This is a genomic window from Micromonospora sp. NPDC000089, assembly GCF_042899365.1.
GTDB lineage: Bacteria > Actinomycetota > Actinomycetes > Mycobacteriales > Micromonosporaceae > Micromonospora.
Genome location: NZ_JBIAZT010000001.1, coordinates 435,512 through 450,845, shown reverse-complemented (window position 1 = coordinate 450,845; position 15,334 = coordinate 435,512). Strand labels below are relative to the sequence as shown.

The following is a 15,334-nucleotide window of genomic DNA, read 5'->3' as shown; positions in this document are numbered from 1 at the left end:
CCTATGGTTGACGCATGACGGAACCCAGCAGGATCACCGGCCAGGTACGCCTCGACGACCTGATCCAGGGGATCAAGAAGGCCCACACCGACGCCCTCGACCAGCTCACCGACGCGGTGATCGCGGCCGACCACCTCGGCGAGCTCGCCGACCACCTGATCGGCCACTTCGTCGACCAGGCCCGCCGCTCCGGCGCGTCCTGGACGGAGATCGGCAGCAGCATGGGGGTGAGCAAGCAGGCCGCCCAGAAGCGCTCCGCGGCCAAGGCCGACGCGGCCGCCGCCCTCGACCCCAGCGCCGGCTTCGCCAAGTTCACCCCGCGCGCCAGGAACGTGGTGGTCGCCTCCCAGGAGGAGGCCCGGGCCCGCCAGCACGCCGAGATCCGGCCGGAGCACCTGGTGCTCGGCCTGCTCGCCGAGCCGGAGGGGCTCGCCGCCCGGGCGATCGTCGACGAGGGCGTGCCGCTGGAGCGGGTGCGGGAGGCGGCCGTCGCCGCGCTGCCGCAGCCGGCCGGCCAGGTGCCCGCCCTGATCCCGTTCGACGCTCAGGCGAAGAAGGCCCTCGAGCTCACCTTCCGCGAGGCGCTGCGGCTCGGGCACAACTACGTCGGCACCGAGCACATCCTGCTCGCGCTGCTGGAGCAGGAGGACGGCGACGGCCTGCTCTCCGGCCTCGGCCTGGCCAAGGACGTCGTCGAGGAGAAACTGGTCGCCGTGCTGGCGCAGATCAGCGCAGTGCGGTGACCCCGGCGGGGGAGGCGCCTCCCCCGCGCCGGGGATGAGCGCGGCGGCTCCGGTCGGCAGGGTCGTGGGTGTACCGACGACCGCGAGGAGCCTGATGGCCATGCCGATCGGTGCCCTCGCTGGACCGAACGAGCCGCGTTGTCCCGTGGCGTACCGGCGTCGTCGGCGGTTACGCCGTCGGGGGCGGGGCGCGGCACGGGGGTGCGTCCCGACCCCGCCGGCCAGCGGGTCGGTCAGGCGGTGGGAAAGCCGTACCGGGCGGCGTGCTCCGGGTCGGCCGGGTCCACCTGGCGTACGCCCGCGTCGGCGAGCCGCTTGTTGACCTCGTCGAGCCGGTCGCGGACCAGCTGGGCCTCCTGCTCGGTGACCCGGCCCCGGTGCGGCCGGCCGGCGTGCTCGATGGTGCCGTAGTCGACCTTCTCGGGGCCCCGGCGGGCCTTCGGCGGGCGGACCCGCTCGGCCGTCCGCAGCAGCTGCGCCATCGGCACGTCGGTGGCCATCGCGTCGAACTCGCTGGCGGTCAGCACCACCCGGCGCGGCTCACCGTCGCCGTGCCGGTCGTGGATCTCCACCACGGCCACGTCCAGGGAGGCGTCGTCGATCGCCTCCACCTCGGTGGCGGTGGCGTCCAACTGCACGGGACCGGCGACCAGGTCAGGGTGCTCCAGCACGACGACCTTGACCACCTCGTCGTCGGTGCCCAGCACGGTGCCGGTGAAGTCGGAGACGTGGATCGTCTTCTTGCCCATGCGCGGAGCTGCTCCTGTCGTGGACCGGTTTCGGACCACAAGACGTTACCCGACAGGTGTGCGAACCCCCGGCTGGACACCCCGCCGCGGCGGTCACCTGCCGGCTGGTGCGTCAGTGGGCGGTCAGGCCGCGCGGGGAGGAGCTGCCGGCGGGCAGGCTGTTCAGCTCGCCCCAGGAGGGGGCGTCCGCGTCCCGTCCGCCGCGCCCCCCGCGGTACGCCGGTTGGGCCGGAAAGCGGCCGGCCGCCTCCGCCGCCCGCCAGGCCCGCGCGGTGTCCTGCTGATACCGGTCACTCGGTTGATTCGCCATGGCAACCACCGTCCCAGACAAAGGTGTCGAGGTATGGAAATACATATGACGCTCGATCCCTGTCCGCGGTTCCCGCCGGTGGGCGGCGGCTGCCGGTCAAGCCATCGGTGCCCGTCGGTATGTCTACCCCTCGCCGCGGTGATCCAATCCACCGCCGGAAGCGCGGGTGACGCGGGCCGTCCCGGCGTACGGTGATCACGACGGAACCGCCGTGCCCACGCGGGCGACAGGAGGTGCGAACCGGTGCTCGACCGGCGGCTCTACCGGCACCTGGTCACCTGGCTCGGCCAGTGGCCGGCCGGCCCCGGCCTGCACGTGGTGGGCTCCCGACGGCGTGGCTTGCCGGCCTGGGACGGGCGGCTGCGCCCGGCCGTCGCGGTGGCCGCCCCGGGGGGTGCCGCCGCGGAACGCAGCACCGTGCTCTCGGTGCCCCCGGAACGGGTGCAGCCGGTCCGGGCGCTGGCCCGCGGCCCCCGGGCCGATCTGTTCCGGGCGCTGCCGATCGCCGTCGGCCAGCCGGACTGGGAAACCCACCGGGACGTCTTCCGGTGGTGCCTGTCCCCGGCGCCGCTGCCCGAGGCGGGGGAGTGGGTCGACCCCACCGGGCCGGGGCTGCCGCCCTGGCTGCGCCTGTTCGACCGGGAGGTGCTGGTGGTGCGGGACGACGGCGGCGGCTACCTGGCCGGGGTGGGCATCAAGCGGCACGACGCCCACGGGCACGAGCTCGCGGTCGGCACGGTGCCGCACGCCCGGGGTCGCGGGCTGGCCCGCCGGCTGGTCGCCCGGGCGGCGCGCCGGGTGCTCGACGAGGGCGCCGTGCCGACGTACCGGCACGACGAGGGCAACGCCGCCTCGGCCCGGGTGGCGGAGGCGGCCGGCTTCCCGGACCGCGGCTGGCGATCGTTCGGGGTCTATCCGCCCTGATCGGGCGGGGTGGGTGTGGCGGGTGACGCGGCGGGGTAGGGGTACCCGCCATGGCAGAGCGCGACCTTCCCGAACCGGATCCCCAGCCCGGCGCCCCCGCCGGCCCGATCCCCGCCGCCCCGCCCGGCCGGCGGGCGAGCGGGGCCGACGGCGACCCGCCGGGCGCGGACCCGGCCGCCGAGCCGAGCGGCCGGCGGGACCGGACGCGCTACCTGTACCTCGCGGTCATCCTGGCGGTGCTCGCCGGCATCGCCGTCGGCCTGCTCTTTCCGGATTTCGGCAAGTCCCTCAAGCCGCTCGGCGACGGCTTCGTCGCGCTGATCAAGATGATGATCGGCCCGGTGATCTTCTGCACCATCGTGCTCGGCGTCGGGTCGGTACGGAAGGCCGCCCAGGTCGGCAAGGTCGGCGGGCTGGCCCTGGGCTACTTCCTGCTCATGTCGACCGTCGCGCTGGCGATCGGCCTGGTGGTCGGCAACCTGATCCACCCGGGATCGGGCCTGCACCTCAACGAGGCGTTGGCCGGAGCCGGCCAGAAGGCGGCCTCCGGCGAGGGGGAGGGCACCGTCGCCTTCCTGCTCGGCATCATCCCGACCACGCTCTTCTCCTCGCTGACCGAGGGTGACGTGCTGCAGGCGCTGCTGGTGGCGCTCCTGGTCGGCTTCGCGGTGCAGAGCCTGGGCCGGCGCGGCGAGCCGGTGATCAACGCGATCGCGGTGCTGCAGCGGGTGGTCTTCAAGGTGCTGGCGATGATCATGTGGCTGGCACCGATCGGCGCGTTCGGCGCCATCGCCGCGGTGGTCGGCGCGACGGGCGTGGACGCGCTGAAGAGCCTCGCCCAGATCATGCTCGGCTTCTACGCCACCTGCCTGATCTTCGTCTTCCTGGTGCTCGGCACGCTGCTCTGGCTGGTGGCCCGGATCTCGATCTTCTCGCTGCTGCGCTACCTCGGGCGGGAGTTCCTGCTCATCCTGTCCACGTCGTCGTCGGAGTCGGCGCTGCCCCGGCTGATCGCCAAGATGCAGCACGTCGGCGTCGCCCGCCCGGTGGTCGGCATCACGGTGCCCACGGGCTACTCGTTCAACCTCGACGGCACCGCGATCTACCTGACCATGGCGTCGCTGTTCATCGCCGACGCGCTGGGCAAGCCGCTGGCGATCGGCGAGCAGATCTCGCTGCTGGTGTTCATGGTGATCGCGTCCAAGGGCGCGGCCGGCGTGACCGGCGCCGGGCTGGCCACCCTCGCCGGCGGCCTGCAGTCGCACCGGCCCGACCTGGTCGACGGCGTCGGTCTGATCGTCGGCATCGACCGCTTCATGTCCGAGGCCCGGGCGCTGACCAACTTCGCGGGCAACGCGGTCGCCACCGTCCTGGTCGGCACCTGGACCAACCAGTTCGACCGGGACCGGGCCCGCGCGGTGCTCGCCGGCGACCACCCGTTCGACGAGGCCACCATGCTCGACGACGAGGCGCACGGCGCGCCGGACGACGGCACCGAGGCCGACGCCCGGGTCGCCGAGCCGGCGGCCCGGGTCCCCGCCCCCCGCTGAAACACGACGCCGTCCCCGAGCCACGCGACGCGCGGCTCGGGGACGGCGGGGCGCGGACCGTGGATCCCGGGCCGGATGCCACGGTCCGCAGCCTCTCCCCCAGGCCCCTTGAGTGAGCCGGCACACGCCGGCAGGTGCCGATGGTCACGCTACGTACGGTTGGTCCTCCGGGCAAGGGTCGACGAGCCGTTTCGCACTGTCCAATAGTGGACTTGAGCTGCGGAGAAGCGAATCCGGGCGGGTGCGCCGCGAGGTGACGCAGCGTGTGCCGCCGCCCGACCCGCCGGTCATCGTCACCGAGCGGAGTGGCGCGTTACCGGTATCGTCGGGCCGCGGCGAGAGACGCCGGCACGGCCGGACGGTGGGGGCGGCAGACAGGTGGAGACGCCGGACGCGGATCGCGGCCACGTGGTGCTCGGGCCGGTGGGCGAGCTCGACATGGCCACCGTCGGCACCTTCGACACCGTGCTCGACGCCGTCCTGGCCCGGCCGGGCCTGGTCGAGATCGTCGTCGACCTGGCCGAGGTGACCTTCGTCGACTCCACCGGAGTGGCCGCGCTGCTGCGCGGCGCCGCCGAGGCGGTCGGTCGGGGGGCGTCGCTGCGGATCGTCCACCCGCAGCCGGTGGTGGCCCGGGTGCTGCGGATCACCGCGGTCGGTTCCCTGCTCGGGCTCCCGGACGGCGGCGTCGAGGGCACCTGGCCCGGCGGCCCCGGTCGCCGCCGCTGACCGTCGCCGCCGCTGCGACCCCCTGTCGCCCTGGCCGCCGCCGCTGACCGTCGCCGCTGGTGAGGACGCCTCAGCCGGCCAGGCCCAGCGCCTGCGCCGCGGCCCGCCCGTTGGCGTGACTCGCGCCGTAGGTGACCACGAAGGCCCGCACGCCGGCCGGGCGCCAACTTCCCGGCCAGCCCATCTCCACCACGACCACCGGGTACGCCGTGGCCAGCGCGTCGACCAGCGCCGGGCCGCCGGGCAACCGGTGCAGGTGCCGGGCGACCAGCACGATCGGGCGGCCCGCGGCCAGCGAGCCGAGCGCCGCCGGGTCCGCCTCCGCGGCCACCACCTGAAGCTCCTCGGCGTCGGCGAGGTGCGGGCCGAGCCCCCACGGCACCCGACCCTGCGCGATCGTGGTGGTGGCCTGCAGCCGTACCACCAGGGGCCGGTCCAGGCCGGTCAGGTCGCCCTCCACGCGGACCGCCCGGCGGGCGGCGTCGTACCCGAGGCCGGCGGGGCCGGGGGTGGCCGGCGCGGAGGCCCGGGTCCAGGCGGCGAGCGCGGCGGCCCGACCGGCCGCCTCCTCGACCCGCGCCCGGTCCAGCCGGCCGTCGGCGAGCGCCCCGACGATGTCGGCGACCACCCGCTCGACCAGCTCGGCGTCCACCTTCGCGCCCACGCAGAGCAGGTCGGCGCCGGCGGCCAGCGCGCGGACCGCGGCCGGGCCGACGCCGCCGGCGGCGAGCGCGGCGCCCCGCATCTCCAGCGCGTCGGTGACCACCGCGCCGGTGAAGCCGTACTCCCGGCGGAGCAGGCCGACCAGGACGGCCCGGCTGAAGGTGGCCGGCCCGTCGCCGGTCAGCGCCGGCACCCGGATGTGCGCGGTCATGATCGCCCGGGTGCCCGCCTCGATCGCCGCGGCGAACGGCGGCAGGTCGCGCTCGCGCAGCAGGGCCGGCGAGGCGTCCACGGTGGGCAGTTCGTAGTGCGAGTCGGCGACCGTGGCGCCGTGCCCGGGGAAGTGCTTGGCGCAGGCGGCCACCCCGACCGACTGGAGGCCCGCCACGGCAGCCGCCGTGTGCGCGGCCACCCGGGACGGGTCGGCGCCGAACGAGCGGGTGCCGATCACCGGGTTCTCGTCGGCGGTGTTCACGTCGACGGTCGGGGCCAGATTCACCGTGATGCCGAGGGCGGCCAGCTCGGCGCCGATCGCCGCGTACACCGTCCGGGTCAGCGCCGGGTCGTCCACCGCGCCGAGCGCGGCGTTGCCCGGGTACGGGCTGCCGGTGGCGTGCGCCAGCCGGGTGACGTCGCCGCCCTCCTCGTCGATGGCGACCAGCACGTCCGGCCGGGCGGCCCGCAGCGCGGCGGTGCCGGCCGCCACCTGCCCCGGGTCGTGCACGTTGGTGCCGAACAGGGTGTGCCCGGCCAGCCCCTCGGCGACCAGGTCGACGGCCCAGTCGGGCGGCACCGGCCCCGGGTACGCGGCCAGCAGCGTGCCCAGCGCCAACCGGCGCAGCCCCGGATCGAGCCCCATGGTGTTTCCCCCTCTGGCGAGTGTGGCAGCGCGTCCGTCCGGTCGTCGGAGATTTCGCGCCACCGGGTGGCCGATACGCTACGGACACCCGTCATCTGGTCGAGTCGGTTGACGACGTTCATGGACAGCGAAGGACGTGGCATGAGTGCGACCCGGTTGCCCGGCACGCCCCGCCTGTTGCGGGCGCTCAACGACCGTGCCGCGCTGGAGCTGCTGCTGGAACGCGGCCCGCTGACCCGGGCCCGGCTCGGCGAGCTGACCGGCCTGTCCAAGGTCACCGCGTCCCAGCTGGTCGAGCGGCTGGAGGAGCGCGGTCTGGTCACCCGGGTCGGCGAGCAGGCCGGCGGGCGCGGGCCGAACGCCCAGCTCTACGCCGTCCGGCCGGGCAGCGCGCACGTGGTCGGGGTGGACGTGGGCGCGGAGCGGGTGGTGGCCGCGTGCGCCGACATCACCGGCGCGGTGATCGGCCGGGTCGAGCAGTCCACCAGGGACACCGACGACCCGGTCGGCGTGGTGCACAACGCGGTGGTCCGGGCGGCCAGCAGCGCCGGCGCCCGGCTGGACAGCGTACGACGGGTGGTGCTCGGCACCCCCGGCCTGGTGGACCCGGCGACCGGTGACATCACCTTCGCCTTCAACCTGCCGCGCTGGCACCGGGGGCTGCTCGCCGCGCTGCGCGAGGACCTGCACACCCCGGTGGTCTTCGAGAACGACGTCAACCTGGCGGCGGTGGCCGAGGCGCAGTCGGGCGCCGCCCAGCAGGTGGCCGACTTCGTGCTGGTCTGGGTGGGCGCCGGCGTGGGCCTGGCGATCGTGCTCGGCGGCCGGTTGCACCACGGCAGCAGCGGCGCGGCCGGCGAGATCGGCTATCTGCCGGTGCCCGGGGTGCCGATCCCGCGGGACGTCTCCCGCCGGGCCAAGCCGGCCTTCCAGCGCCTGGCCGGGGCGGACGCGGTCCGCGAGGTGGCGGCCGAGCACGGCTTCGGGGCCGACACGGCGGCGGACGCGGTGCGGGCGGCGATTGCGGCCGGCACCGCCGGCGGCCCGCTGCTCGACGAGCTGGCCCGACGGCTCGCCCTCGGGGTGGCCAGCACCTGCGTGGTGCTTGACCCGCCGCTGGTGGTGCTGGCCGGCGAGGTCGGGCAGGCCGGCGGGGCGGCGCTGGCCGACCGGGTCCAGCACGAGGTCGCCGCGATCACCCTGGTCCGGCCGCGGGTGGTGCCCACCGGGCTGACCGAGGAGCCGATCCTGCGCGGGGCGCTGCGCACCGCGCTGGACGCCGTCCGGGACGAGGTCTTCGGGTCGACCGTCGGCTGACCGGTTGCCGCCGCCGTCCCCCATGTGAAGGAATCTTTCACGACCGAGTCGAACGCCGCAAGATCCCGTCGCCGGCTCGCCTCGTCCGGCGCCCCGCCCGCGGGGGAGCGGGGCACCGGACGGCGGTCAGATCAGGTCGCGCCGGCGGAACACCCCGAACGCGGCCACGGTGACCGCGCCGGTCAGCAGCACCAGCACCGCCAGCGCCGGCGCCCAGGTGATCGCGTAGCTGCCACCGCTGCAGAACTGCGCCGAGCTGCCCGGGCAGGGCAGGCTGTCGTCCCAGAACTCCGTCCGCCCGCGCAGCCACGCGGTCAGGTAGCTGGAGAGCATCAGCTGGTCCGGCCGGGCCACCTGGAGGATCTCCAGCACCAACCGGGCGCCCAGCTCCCAGACCACCGCGTACGCGGCCAGCACGCCGAGCGCCGCCGAGGTGTGCCGGCCCAGGGTGGCGATCGCGAAGCCGGCCGCCGTGGCCAGCAGCACCACCAGCATGCCCCGGCCCCAGATGGCGCCCAGATCCCGCCAGTACTGACCGGTCAGCGCCCCGGGCAGGCCGGCGCTCTGCCCGATGGTCCAGAAGGTCAGCAGGTAGACCAGCGTCGCCACCACCGACAGGGCCGCCACCACGGTGAGCAGCGTGCCGAGCTTCGCCCCGAGCACGGTGAGCCGGCGCGGCCGCCAGAGCAGCAGGTTCACCACCCCGCCGGAGTTCAGGTCCGCGCCGATGTACGAGGCGCCCACCAGGAAGCCGAACAGCGCCAGGAAGGCGATCAGGAAGTAGACCAGCGGGCGGGCCTGTCGCTCGAAGACGAACACGTTCTGCAGGTAGTCCGAGGCGATCGGCAGCCGGTCCTTCAGCACCGGGTCCAGCTCGCTGCAGTCCGCCGGGACGTACCCGGTGGCCTCGGTGACCGGCACCTCGCCGGCCTTGATCCGCAGGCAGCGGTCGTGGTCGGCCGCCATCCGGCTGACCTCCTCGGCGGCCAGGGACTGGGCCCGCGTCACCTCGACCGGCGACGGGCGGTGCGACCCGCCCAGGGTGGTCGCGGCGGTGACGGTGAAGGCCAACGCCAGCAGCACCACCATCAGCTGGACGAAGCGACGGGCGGCCAGCCGCTCCAGCTCGGCCCGGATCAGGTTCACGCGTCCGCCCCCCGGCCCGCCCACACGTCGAGGTCGATCATCTGCTGGTCGGTCTCCTCCCCGGGCCCGAGCGGCCCGCCGCCCTGTCGGGGCAGCGTGGACTGCGCCGCGCCGCCGGTCAGCTCCAGGAAGACGCTCTCCAGATCCGGCCGGATGGCGGTCAGCTCGCGTACCCAGAGCCCCTGCTCGCCGAGCGTGCGGCTGATCAGCTCGGGCTCCTGCGCGCCGCCGACCACCAGCGTCCCGTCGTGGTCGGCCACCCGCAGGCCGGCCGCGCGCAGCAGCTCGCCGGCGCGAGCGGGCTCGGCCACCCCGACCCGCCACTCGTGCTGGTCGAAGCCGGCCAGCACCTCGCTCACCGGGCCGGCCGCCACCCGGCGCCCGCGCGAGATGATCGTCACGTGGTCGCAGATCAGCTCGATCTCGGCCAGGATGTGGCTGGAGACCAGCACGGTCACGCCGGCTGAGGCCAGCGAGCGCATCAGGTCCCGCATCTCCCGGATGCCGGCCGGGTCCAGCCCGTTCGCCGGCTCGTCCAGGATCAGCAGCTCGGGGGACTTCAGCAGGGCCGAGGCCACCGCCAGCCGCTGCTTCATGCCGAGCGAGTAGCCCTTCACCCGATCGTCGGCACGGTCACCCAGGCCGACCTGCTCCAGCACCTCGTCCACCCGGGCGGTCGGCACGCCGCCGGCCACCGCGAGCAGGTGCAGCGTCCGGTGGCCGGAGAAGTTGCCGAAGAACTGCGGGCTCTCCACGATCGCGCCGAGCCGGGCGGACACCGTCGGCAGCTGCTCCGGCGCGGCGGCGCCGAGCACGCTCATCCGGCCGGCGTCGGCGCGAACCAGGCCGAGCAGGGCGCGCAGCGTGGTGGTCTTGCCCGACCCGTTCGGGCCGAGGAAGCCGTGCACCTGGCCGGACTCGACCAGCATGTCGAAGCCGTCCACCGCCACCCGGCGCCCGCGCCGCAGCGTGTGGAACGTCTTGCGCAGCCCCTCGATCTCGATGACCGCGCTCATCCGCGACGATCCTGGTGGGTACGGTCGGGCATGCGTCCTCCGGGGCTGGTGACCAACGACACGGTGCCCCACCCTAGGACGCCGCCGCTGCCCGTGGGGGGCACCTCGCGGGGCGCGTGATTGGATGGGCCCGTGACTGGTGACCTGATCCCCGGCGCCGCGCGCGCCACCGCCGAAGCCCCCGTGGACGCGGATCTGGTGGTCAGCCTGGACGACGTCGGCGTCCGGCGCGCCGGCACGGCGCTCCTGCACGACCTGCGCTGGCAGGTCGAGCTGGACGAGCGCTGGGTCGTGCTGGGGCCCAACGGCGCGGGCAAGACGACCCTGCTCAACCTGGCGGCCGGGCGGCTGCACCCCACCACCGGCACCGCCCATGTGCTCGGCGAGCGGATCGGCCGGACCGACGTCAACGAGCTGCGGACCAGGATCGGCCTCTCCACCGCCGCGCTGGCCGAGCGGGTGCCCGCCGAGGAGCGGGTGTCCGACGTGGTGGTCACCGCCGCCTGGTCGGTGGTCGGCCGCTGGCGGGAGAGCTACGACCGCGGCGACGAGGCGCGCGCCCGCGCCCTGCTCGGGCAGCTCGGCGTCGGGCACCTCGCCGAGCGGACGTACGGCACCCTCTCCGAGGGTGAGCGCAAGCGGGTGCAGATCGCCCGGGCGCTGATGACCGACCCCGAGCTGCTGCTGCTGGACGAGCCAGCCGCCGGGCTCGACCTGGGCGGTCGCGAGGACCTGGTGGCCCGGCTGGCCGACCTGGCGTACGACCCGGACGCCCCGGCCATGGTGCTGGTCACCCACCACGTCGAGGAGATCCCGCCCGGCTTCACCCACGCGCTGCTGCTGCGCGAGGGCGGTGTCGTCGCGCAGGGGCTGCTCGCCGACACGCTGACCGGCGACAACCTCGCCAAGACCTTCGGCCTGCCGCTGGTGGTCGAGCGCCGCGGCGACCGCTTCACCGCCCGCGCCGCCTGACGCGGTCGAGCTCACCGGCGCGGTCCCGCGGACCGGCCGCAACGTGCAGGAGGTGGCGGTGTCGCAGACCCGGGTGGTCGTGGTGGGCAGCGCGAACATGGATCTGGTCGGCACCGGGCCCACCCTGCCCCGGCCGGGCGAGACGGTGCTGGGCAGCCAGTTCGTGATGGTGCCCGGTGGCAAGGGCGCCAACCAGGCGGTCGCCGCCGTCCGCGCCGGGGCCTCCTGCGCGTTCCTCGGGGCGCTCGGCTCCGACTCCTTCGGCGTCACCCTGCGGGCCCGGATCACCGCCGCCGGGGTGGACACCGGCCAGCTGCGGGTGGTCTACGGCGACTCCGGGGTGGCCCTGGTGCTGGTCAACGAGCGGGGCGAGAACGCGATCCTGGTCACCCCGGGCGCCAACGCGGCGTTCACCGGGCTCACCGAGGGCGAGCTGCACGCCGTACGCGAGGCGGACGTGCTGGTCGCGCAGCTGGAGATCCCGGTGGAGACGGTGACCGCCGCGGCGGTGGCCGCCCGCGCGGCGGGCACCCGGGTGATCCTCAACGCGGCGCCGGCCCGGCCGGTGCCGGCCGAGCTGCTCGCCGCGGTGGACCTGCTGGTGGTCAACGAGCCCGAGGCGCAGGCGCTGACCGGGCGGGGCCGGGACGACCCCGCGGCGCTGCTCGGGCTGGTGCCCCGGGCGGTGCTGACCCTCGGCGGCGAGGGCGCCTGGTACGTCGAGCGGGACGGCGAGCGGCTGCACGTCCCGGCCGTGCCGGTCGAGGTGGTCGACACCACCGCGGCCGGCGACGCCTTCACCGCCGCGCTGGCAGTCGGCTGGGGCGAGGGCCGGGAGGTACGCGACGCGGTGCGCTGGGCCGCGGCGGCCGGCGCGGCCTGCGTACGCCGGCTCGGCGCCTCGGTGGCGCTGCCTCGGCGGGCCGAGATCGACGAGCTGTACTCCCGCTGACCCGGCTCACTCCGCCGCGTCGTCGCTGAGCCGCTCGCCGCGCCGGCGCAGCATGCCCAGGCCGGGGATGCCGGCCACGGCGAGATTGAGATCCCGGGTGACGTCCAGCAGGTCGTGCAGGTCGGGGCCGACCCGGTCCAGGGTGGCCAGGATCGGCAGGATGTCGCCGGTCAGGTGCTCCTTGAGCTTCGGCAGCTCGTCGACCAGCCGGATCGCCGCGGTGACCTCCTCCTGGCTGAGCTCGGCGACGAACCGGGCGGCCATCGGCGCGCCCCGCCGCAGCGCCGGCTCGTACGCCTCGAGCAGCTCGCCGGCGGTGGCGGCGGCGCCCTGGGCGACGACCACCGTGCCGGCGGCCCGGCCGGCCACCGCGTCCGCCTCGGCGACCACCGCGCCGGCGGCCCGGGCCACCTTGTCGGCCTCGCCCACCACCACGGCCGCGGCGCCGGACACCCGCTCGGCCTCGCCGACCACCACCGCGGCGGCGGCGGAGACCCGTTCGGCCTCACCGACCACCCGGGCCGCCGCGGCGGCGACCTCGGTGGCGGTGTCGATCGCGTCGGTGGCGGCGGCACTGATCACCGCGACCTCGCGGACCGCCGCCTCGGCGTCGGTGAGCACCCGGTCGGTGCGGTCCAGCGTCGTCTCGATCCGGTCCACCACGCCGTTGATCCGGCCGAGCAGCGCCTCCACCCCGTCCAGCAGCGCGAACGCGCGGGCGGGCACGGCGGCGAACGAGGCGGCCGAGCCGAACGCCTGGTCGACGGCGGATCGGGTGGCGCCGAGGACGGCGGTCGGGCGGGGCAGCGGAATAGCCATGTCACCCAGTGTGCGTCGGGTGCGCCAGGGTTGCCGGGTGGCGCGGTGGCGGTCACGTCCCGGTCGGGTCGGGGCCGTCGTCGAGCACCCGCTGTCGGACCCGGTCGGTAGGGTGTCGGCATGTCGGTCCGCCCCCTCGGCGTCGCGCCGTCCGTCCGTAGGACGACGGTGCTCGCCGTGGTGGCGGCCCTCGCGCTGGCGCTGGGCGGCTTCGGCCTGGCCCGGGCCGGCTCGGGGCTGACCACCCGGCACCTGACCGTCGACGGCGTCCCGCTGACCGAGGTACGCGGTGGACCGGCGACCGGGCGCCGGCCAGGGGTGGTGATCGCGCACGGTTTCGCCGGGTCGGCCCGGCTGATGCGCCCGCTGGCCGACACCGTGGCCCGGCAGGGCGCCGTGGCGCTGCTGCTCGACTTCGCCGGGCACGGCGCCAACCCGGCGCGGCTGCCGGGCGCGGGGCGCGACTCCGGCTCATCCCGGGCCACCCTGGAGCACGACCTGGACGTCGCCGTCGCCCACCTGCGCGCCCTGCCCGACGTCGACCCGTCACGGATCGTGCTGGTCGGCCACTCGATGGGTGCCGGCGCCGTCACCCGGTACGCCGCCGGGCACCCGGAGATCGCCCGTACCGTCGCCATCTCGCTGCCCGACGCGGGCGACCTGCCGTACGGGCGCCCCCGGTCGCTGGTGCTGGTGGTCGGCGGCGCCGAGTTTCCGGATTTCCGCGCGGCGGCCGAGGCGGCGGCGCGGGCGGCGCCGGCGGGGGAGCGGACGGTGGTGGTCGTCCCGGCCACCGAGCACATCTCGGTGCTCTTCGCCCGCCGGACCCACGAGACGGCCGCCGGCGCGGTGCCCGGGGCGCACGGGCCGCCGCCCCGGCCGACCGACCGGCTCACCGCGGCGGGGCTGCTGCTGCTCGGTCTCATGGTGGGCTTCGTCCCGCTGGCCGGGGTGCTCCTGCGCCCGGGCCGACGGGATCGGGCCCGGGCGGGGCCCCGCTGGCGGTGGCCACTGGTGGCGTCCGCCGCGGCGGTGCTCGGCGTGGCCGTCGCCGGCGTCCTGCCGACCACCCGGCTGCCGCTGGCCGTCGGCGGCTACGTCACCGGTTTCCTGCTGCTCACCGGCGTGCTGCTGGCCGCCGCGCCGACCGTCCTCCGTACGCCGCGGCCGGTCCGCGCCCCGGAGCCGGTCCGCGCCCCGGAGCCGGTCCGCGCCCCGGTGCCGGCTCCGGTCGCGGCGGCTCTGCTCACCGGGTACGCGCTGGTCGCCGTCGCCGTGCCGATCCACCTGGGACTGACCTCGGCGGCGCCGGTCGGCGCCCGATGGTGGCTGCTGCCGGTGGTGGCCGCCGGCTGCCTGGTCTTCCTGCTCGGCGCGGAGCGGGCGGCCGACGGGCGCAGCTGGCGGTACGCCGCGGTGGGTGGGATCGCCGTGCTGGTCCTCGCCGCCGCCGCGGTGCTCGGGCGGGCCCCCGGCTTCGTGCTGCTGGTGGTGCCGCTGTTCGCGGTGCTGGTCGGCTGGCAGGCGGCCTGGGCGGCGGTGCTGCGCCGGGCCGGGGCGCCGCCCTGGCTGCCGGCCCTGGTCGGCGCGGCCCTGCTCGCCTGGCCGGTCGCCACCACCCTGCCGCTGGGTTGACCCCGCGTGCCGATGACCACCGGCACGCCCAGGGGCGAGCCCGCTAGCCGCGGCCGCGGGCGACCCGCAGCCCCCACCAGATCAGCGGCGCCTGCACCGGGAGCCGGCCGTAGGCGACGGCCCGACGGGCGGGCCCGGCGTCGCGCCAGTCCACCGCCATCTGCACGTTGGCCGGCAGCACCGCGACGAAGAGCGCGGCGGCGGCCAGCCCACCGCGCCGCCGGGTGGCCGGATGGGCGACGGCCGCGGCGACCGCCAGCTCGGCGACCCCGCTGGCGTACGTCCAGAAGCGGGCCGGCCCGGGCAGCGCGCGCGGCACGATCGCGTCGTAGTAGCGGGGCCGGGCGAAGTGCGTGACGCCGGCCGACGCCAGCAGGCCGGCCAGTGCGAGGGCGTTCCCGCCACGGGTCTTCACCGATGGTCTCCCTGCTGCTCGACGGCGCGTTGCACGGCCCGGTAGATCTGCCCGAACCGTAGCGCGTCGGGCGTGCGCAGCAGCATCACCTCTTGGCCGCGGTGCTGCACCCACAGCTCGTGCACCCGGTTGCCGCGCTCGTAGGAGCGGTCCAGCCAGCTCAGCGGCAGCTCCAGGAACGGGCTGAGCGCCAGCGCGGCGACCGCGCAGGCGGCCAGGATGATCAGTGCCAGCTTCCAGTTGCCCCGGTCCTGTGCCGACCAGGCCAGCGAGATCACGCAGATCAGCGCCACCAGCGGCGGCAGCGAGAGCAGCAGCACCAGGACGCCCCGCCCCAGCACCCGACCCCGGACGGCCAGCGTGGTGGCGCCCCGAGCGTGCCAGACGTACGACACGTCGGCGATCCTGACCGCCTGGCCGCCGGCGGTGATCGACTCCGAGGTCACCTGGACGCGGTCGTCCCGGTAATAGAGGGTCATCATTAAGCTTAACCACCCGCGGGCAAGGAACGCCCACCGCGCGACGCCGGAATCGG

16 protein-coding genes are annotated in these 15,334 nt (G+C 75.9%); 8 read left to right on the top strand and 8 right to left on the bottom strand.

The genetic code is table 11. The annotated features are described in order from the left end of the window. Positions 1–14: 14 nt before the first annotated feature. Positions 15–743 carry a Clp protease N-terminal domain-containing protein gene (locus tag ACFY3U_RS02085; protein ID WP_387193353.1) on the top strand — a complete coding sequence of 243 codons (729 nt, stop codon included), beginning with the start codon at positions 15–17 and terminating at the stop codon, positions 741–743. A gap of 233 nt (positions 744–976) precedes the next feature. On the opposite strand, the gene ACFY3U_RS02080 is transcribed toward ACFY3U_RS02085, so the two are convergent. Beyond that, positions 977–1,492 (bottom strand): hypothetical protein, encoded by a 516-nt coding sequence (locus ACFY3U_RS02080; RefSeq protein WP_387193348.1) that lies wholly within the window; start codon positions 1,490–1,492, stop codon positions 977–979. A 112-nt stretch (positions 1,493–1,604) separates the two neighbouring features. After that, positions 1,605–1,802 carry a DNA repair protein gene (locus ACFY3U_RS02075; protein WP_387193345.1) on the bottom strand — a complete coding sequence of 66 codons (198 nt, stop codon included), beginning with the start codon at positions 1,800–1,802 and terminating at the stop codon, positions 1,605–1,607. Between the two features lie 243 nt (positions 1,803–2,045). Between ACFY3U_RS02075 and ACFY3U_RS02070 the strand changes: the two genes are divergently transcribed. From ACFY3U_RS02070 to ACFY3U_RS02060, 3 genes are all read left to right on the top strand, one after another. Further along, positions 2,046–2,726, top strand: a complete 681-nt coding sequence (locus ACFY3U_RS02070; protein ID WP_387193342.1) for a GNAT family N-acetyltransferase — start codon at positions 2,046–2,048, stop codon at positions 2,724–2,726. A gap of 50 nt (positions 2,727–2,776) precedes the next feature. Beyond that, positions 2,777–4,276 carry a cation:dicarboxylate symporter family transporter gene (locus ACFY3U_RS02065; protein WP_387193339.1) on the top strand — a complete coding sequence of 500 codons (1,500 nt, stop codon included), beginning with the start codon at positions 2,777–2,779 and terminating at the stop codon, positions 4,274–4,276. A gap of 378 nt (positions 4,277–4,654) precedes the next feature. Further along, positions 4,655–5,005 (top strand): STAS domain-containing protein, encoded by a 351-nt coding sequence (locus tag ACFY3U_RS02060; protein ID WP_387193336.1) that lies wholly within the window; start codon positions 4,655–4,657, stop codon positions 5,003–5,005. Between the two features lie 70 nt (positions 5,006–5,075). Here ACFY3U_RS02060 and ACFY3U_RS02055 read toward each other — a convergent pair whose 3' ends face one another. Beyond that, on the bottom strand, positions 5,076–6,527 hold the full coding sequence (locus tag ACFY3U_RS02055; RefSeq protein WP_387193332.1) for a glycoside hydrolase family 3 N-terminal domain-containing protein: 1,452 nt from the start codon (positions 6,525–6,527) through the stop codon (positions 5,076–5,078). A 141-nt stretch (positions 6,528–6,668) separates the two neighbouring features. Between ACFY3U_RS02055 and ACFY3U_RS02050 the strand changes: the two genes are divergently transcribed. After that, positions 6,669–7,844, top strand: coding sequence for an ROK family protein (locus tag ACFY3U_RS02050; RefSeq protein WP_387193329.1), 1,176 nt, complete (start codon positions 6,669–6,671; stop codon positions 7,842–7,844). A 126-nt stretch (positions 7,845–7,970) separates the two neighbouring features. Here ACFY3U_RS02050 and ACFY3U_RS02045 read toward each other — a convergent pair whose 3' ends face one another. Both ACFY3U_RS02045 and ACFY3U_RS02040 read right to left on the bottom strand, forming a co-directional pair. Continuing rightward, entirely contained in the window at positions 7,971–8,990 is a 1,020-nt protein-coding gene (locus ACFY3U_RS02045) for an ABC transporter permease subunit (RefSeq protein ID WP_387193326.1), read from the bottom strand. Beyond that, entirely contained in the window at positions 8,987–10,006 is a 1,020-nt protein-coding gene (locus ACFY3U_RS02040; RefSeq protein WP_387193323.1) for an ABC transporter ATP-binding protein, read from the bottom strand. The genes ACFY3U_RS02045 and ACFY3U_RS02040 overlap by 4 nt, the downstream gene beginning before the upstream one ends. 132 nt (positions 10,007–10,138) lie before the next feature. On the opposite strand from ACFY3U_RS02040, the gene ACFY3U_RS02035 reads away from it, so the two are divergent. Continuing rightward, the gene (locus ACFY3U_RS02035) at positions 10,139–10,978 is read left to right on the top strand and encodes an ABC transporter ATP-binding protein (protein ID WP_387193320.1); all 840 of its coding nucleotides are present in this window, start codon (positions 10,139–10,141) and stop codon (positions 10,976–10,978) included. 58 nt (positions 10,979–11,036) lie between these two features. Beyond that, positions 11,037–11,930 carry a ribokinase gene (locus tag ACFY3U_RS02030; protein WP_387193317.1) on the top strand — a complete coding sequence of 298 codons (894 nt, stop codon included), beginning with the start codon at positions 11,037–11,039 and terminating at the stop codon, positions 11,928–11,930. Positions 11,931–11,936: 6 nt separating this feature from the next. On the opposite strand, the gene ACFY3U_RS02025 is transcribed toward ACFY3U_RS02030, so the two are convergent. After that, positions 11,937–12,749 carry a hypothetical protein gene (locus ACFY3U_RS02025; protein ID WP_387193314.1) on the bottom strand — a complete coding sequence of 271 codons (813 nt, stop codon included), beginning with the start codon at positions 12,747–12,749 and terminating at the stop codon, positions 11,937–11,939. A 120-nt stretch (positions 12,750–12,869) separates the two neighbouring features. On the opposite strand from ACFY3U_RS02025, the gene ACFY3U_RS02020 reads away from it, so the two are divergent. After that, positions 12,870–14,384: an alpha/beta hydrolase gene (locus tag ACFY3U_RS02020; protein WP_387193311.1), complete on the top strand. Its 1,515-nt coding sequence runs from the start codon at positions 12,870–12,872 to the stop codon at positions 14,382–14,384. A 43-nt stretch (positions 14,385–14,427) separates the two neighbouring features. Here ACFY3U_RS02020 and ACFY3U_RS02015 read toward each other — a convergent pair whose 3' ends face one another. Continuing rightward, on the bottom strand, positions 14,428–14,799 hold the full coding sequence (locus ACFY3U_RS02015) for a hypothetical protein (RefSeq protein ID WP_387193308.1): 372 nt from the start codon (positions 14,797–14,799) through the stop codon (positions 14,428–14,430). After that, on the bottom strand, positions 14,796–15,278 hold the full coding sequence (locus ACFY3U_RS02010) for a DUF6232 family protein (RefSeq protein WP_387194125.1): 483 nt from the start codon (positions 15,276–15,278) through the stop codon (positions 14,796–14,798). Before ACFY3U_RS02010 ends, ACFY3U_RS02015 begins: the two co-directional genes overlap by 4 nt. Positions 15,279–15,334 lie beyond the last annotated feature (56 nt).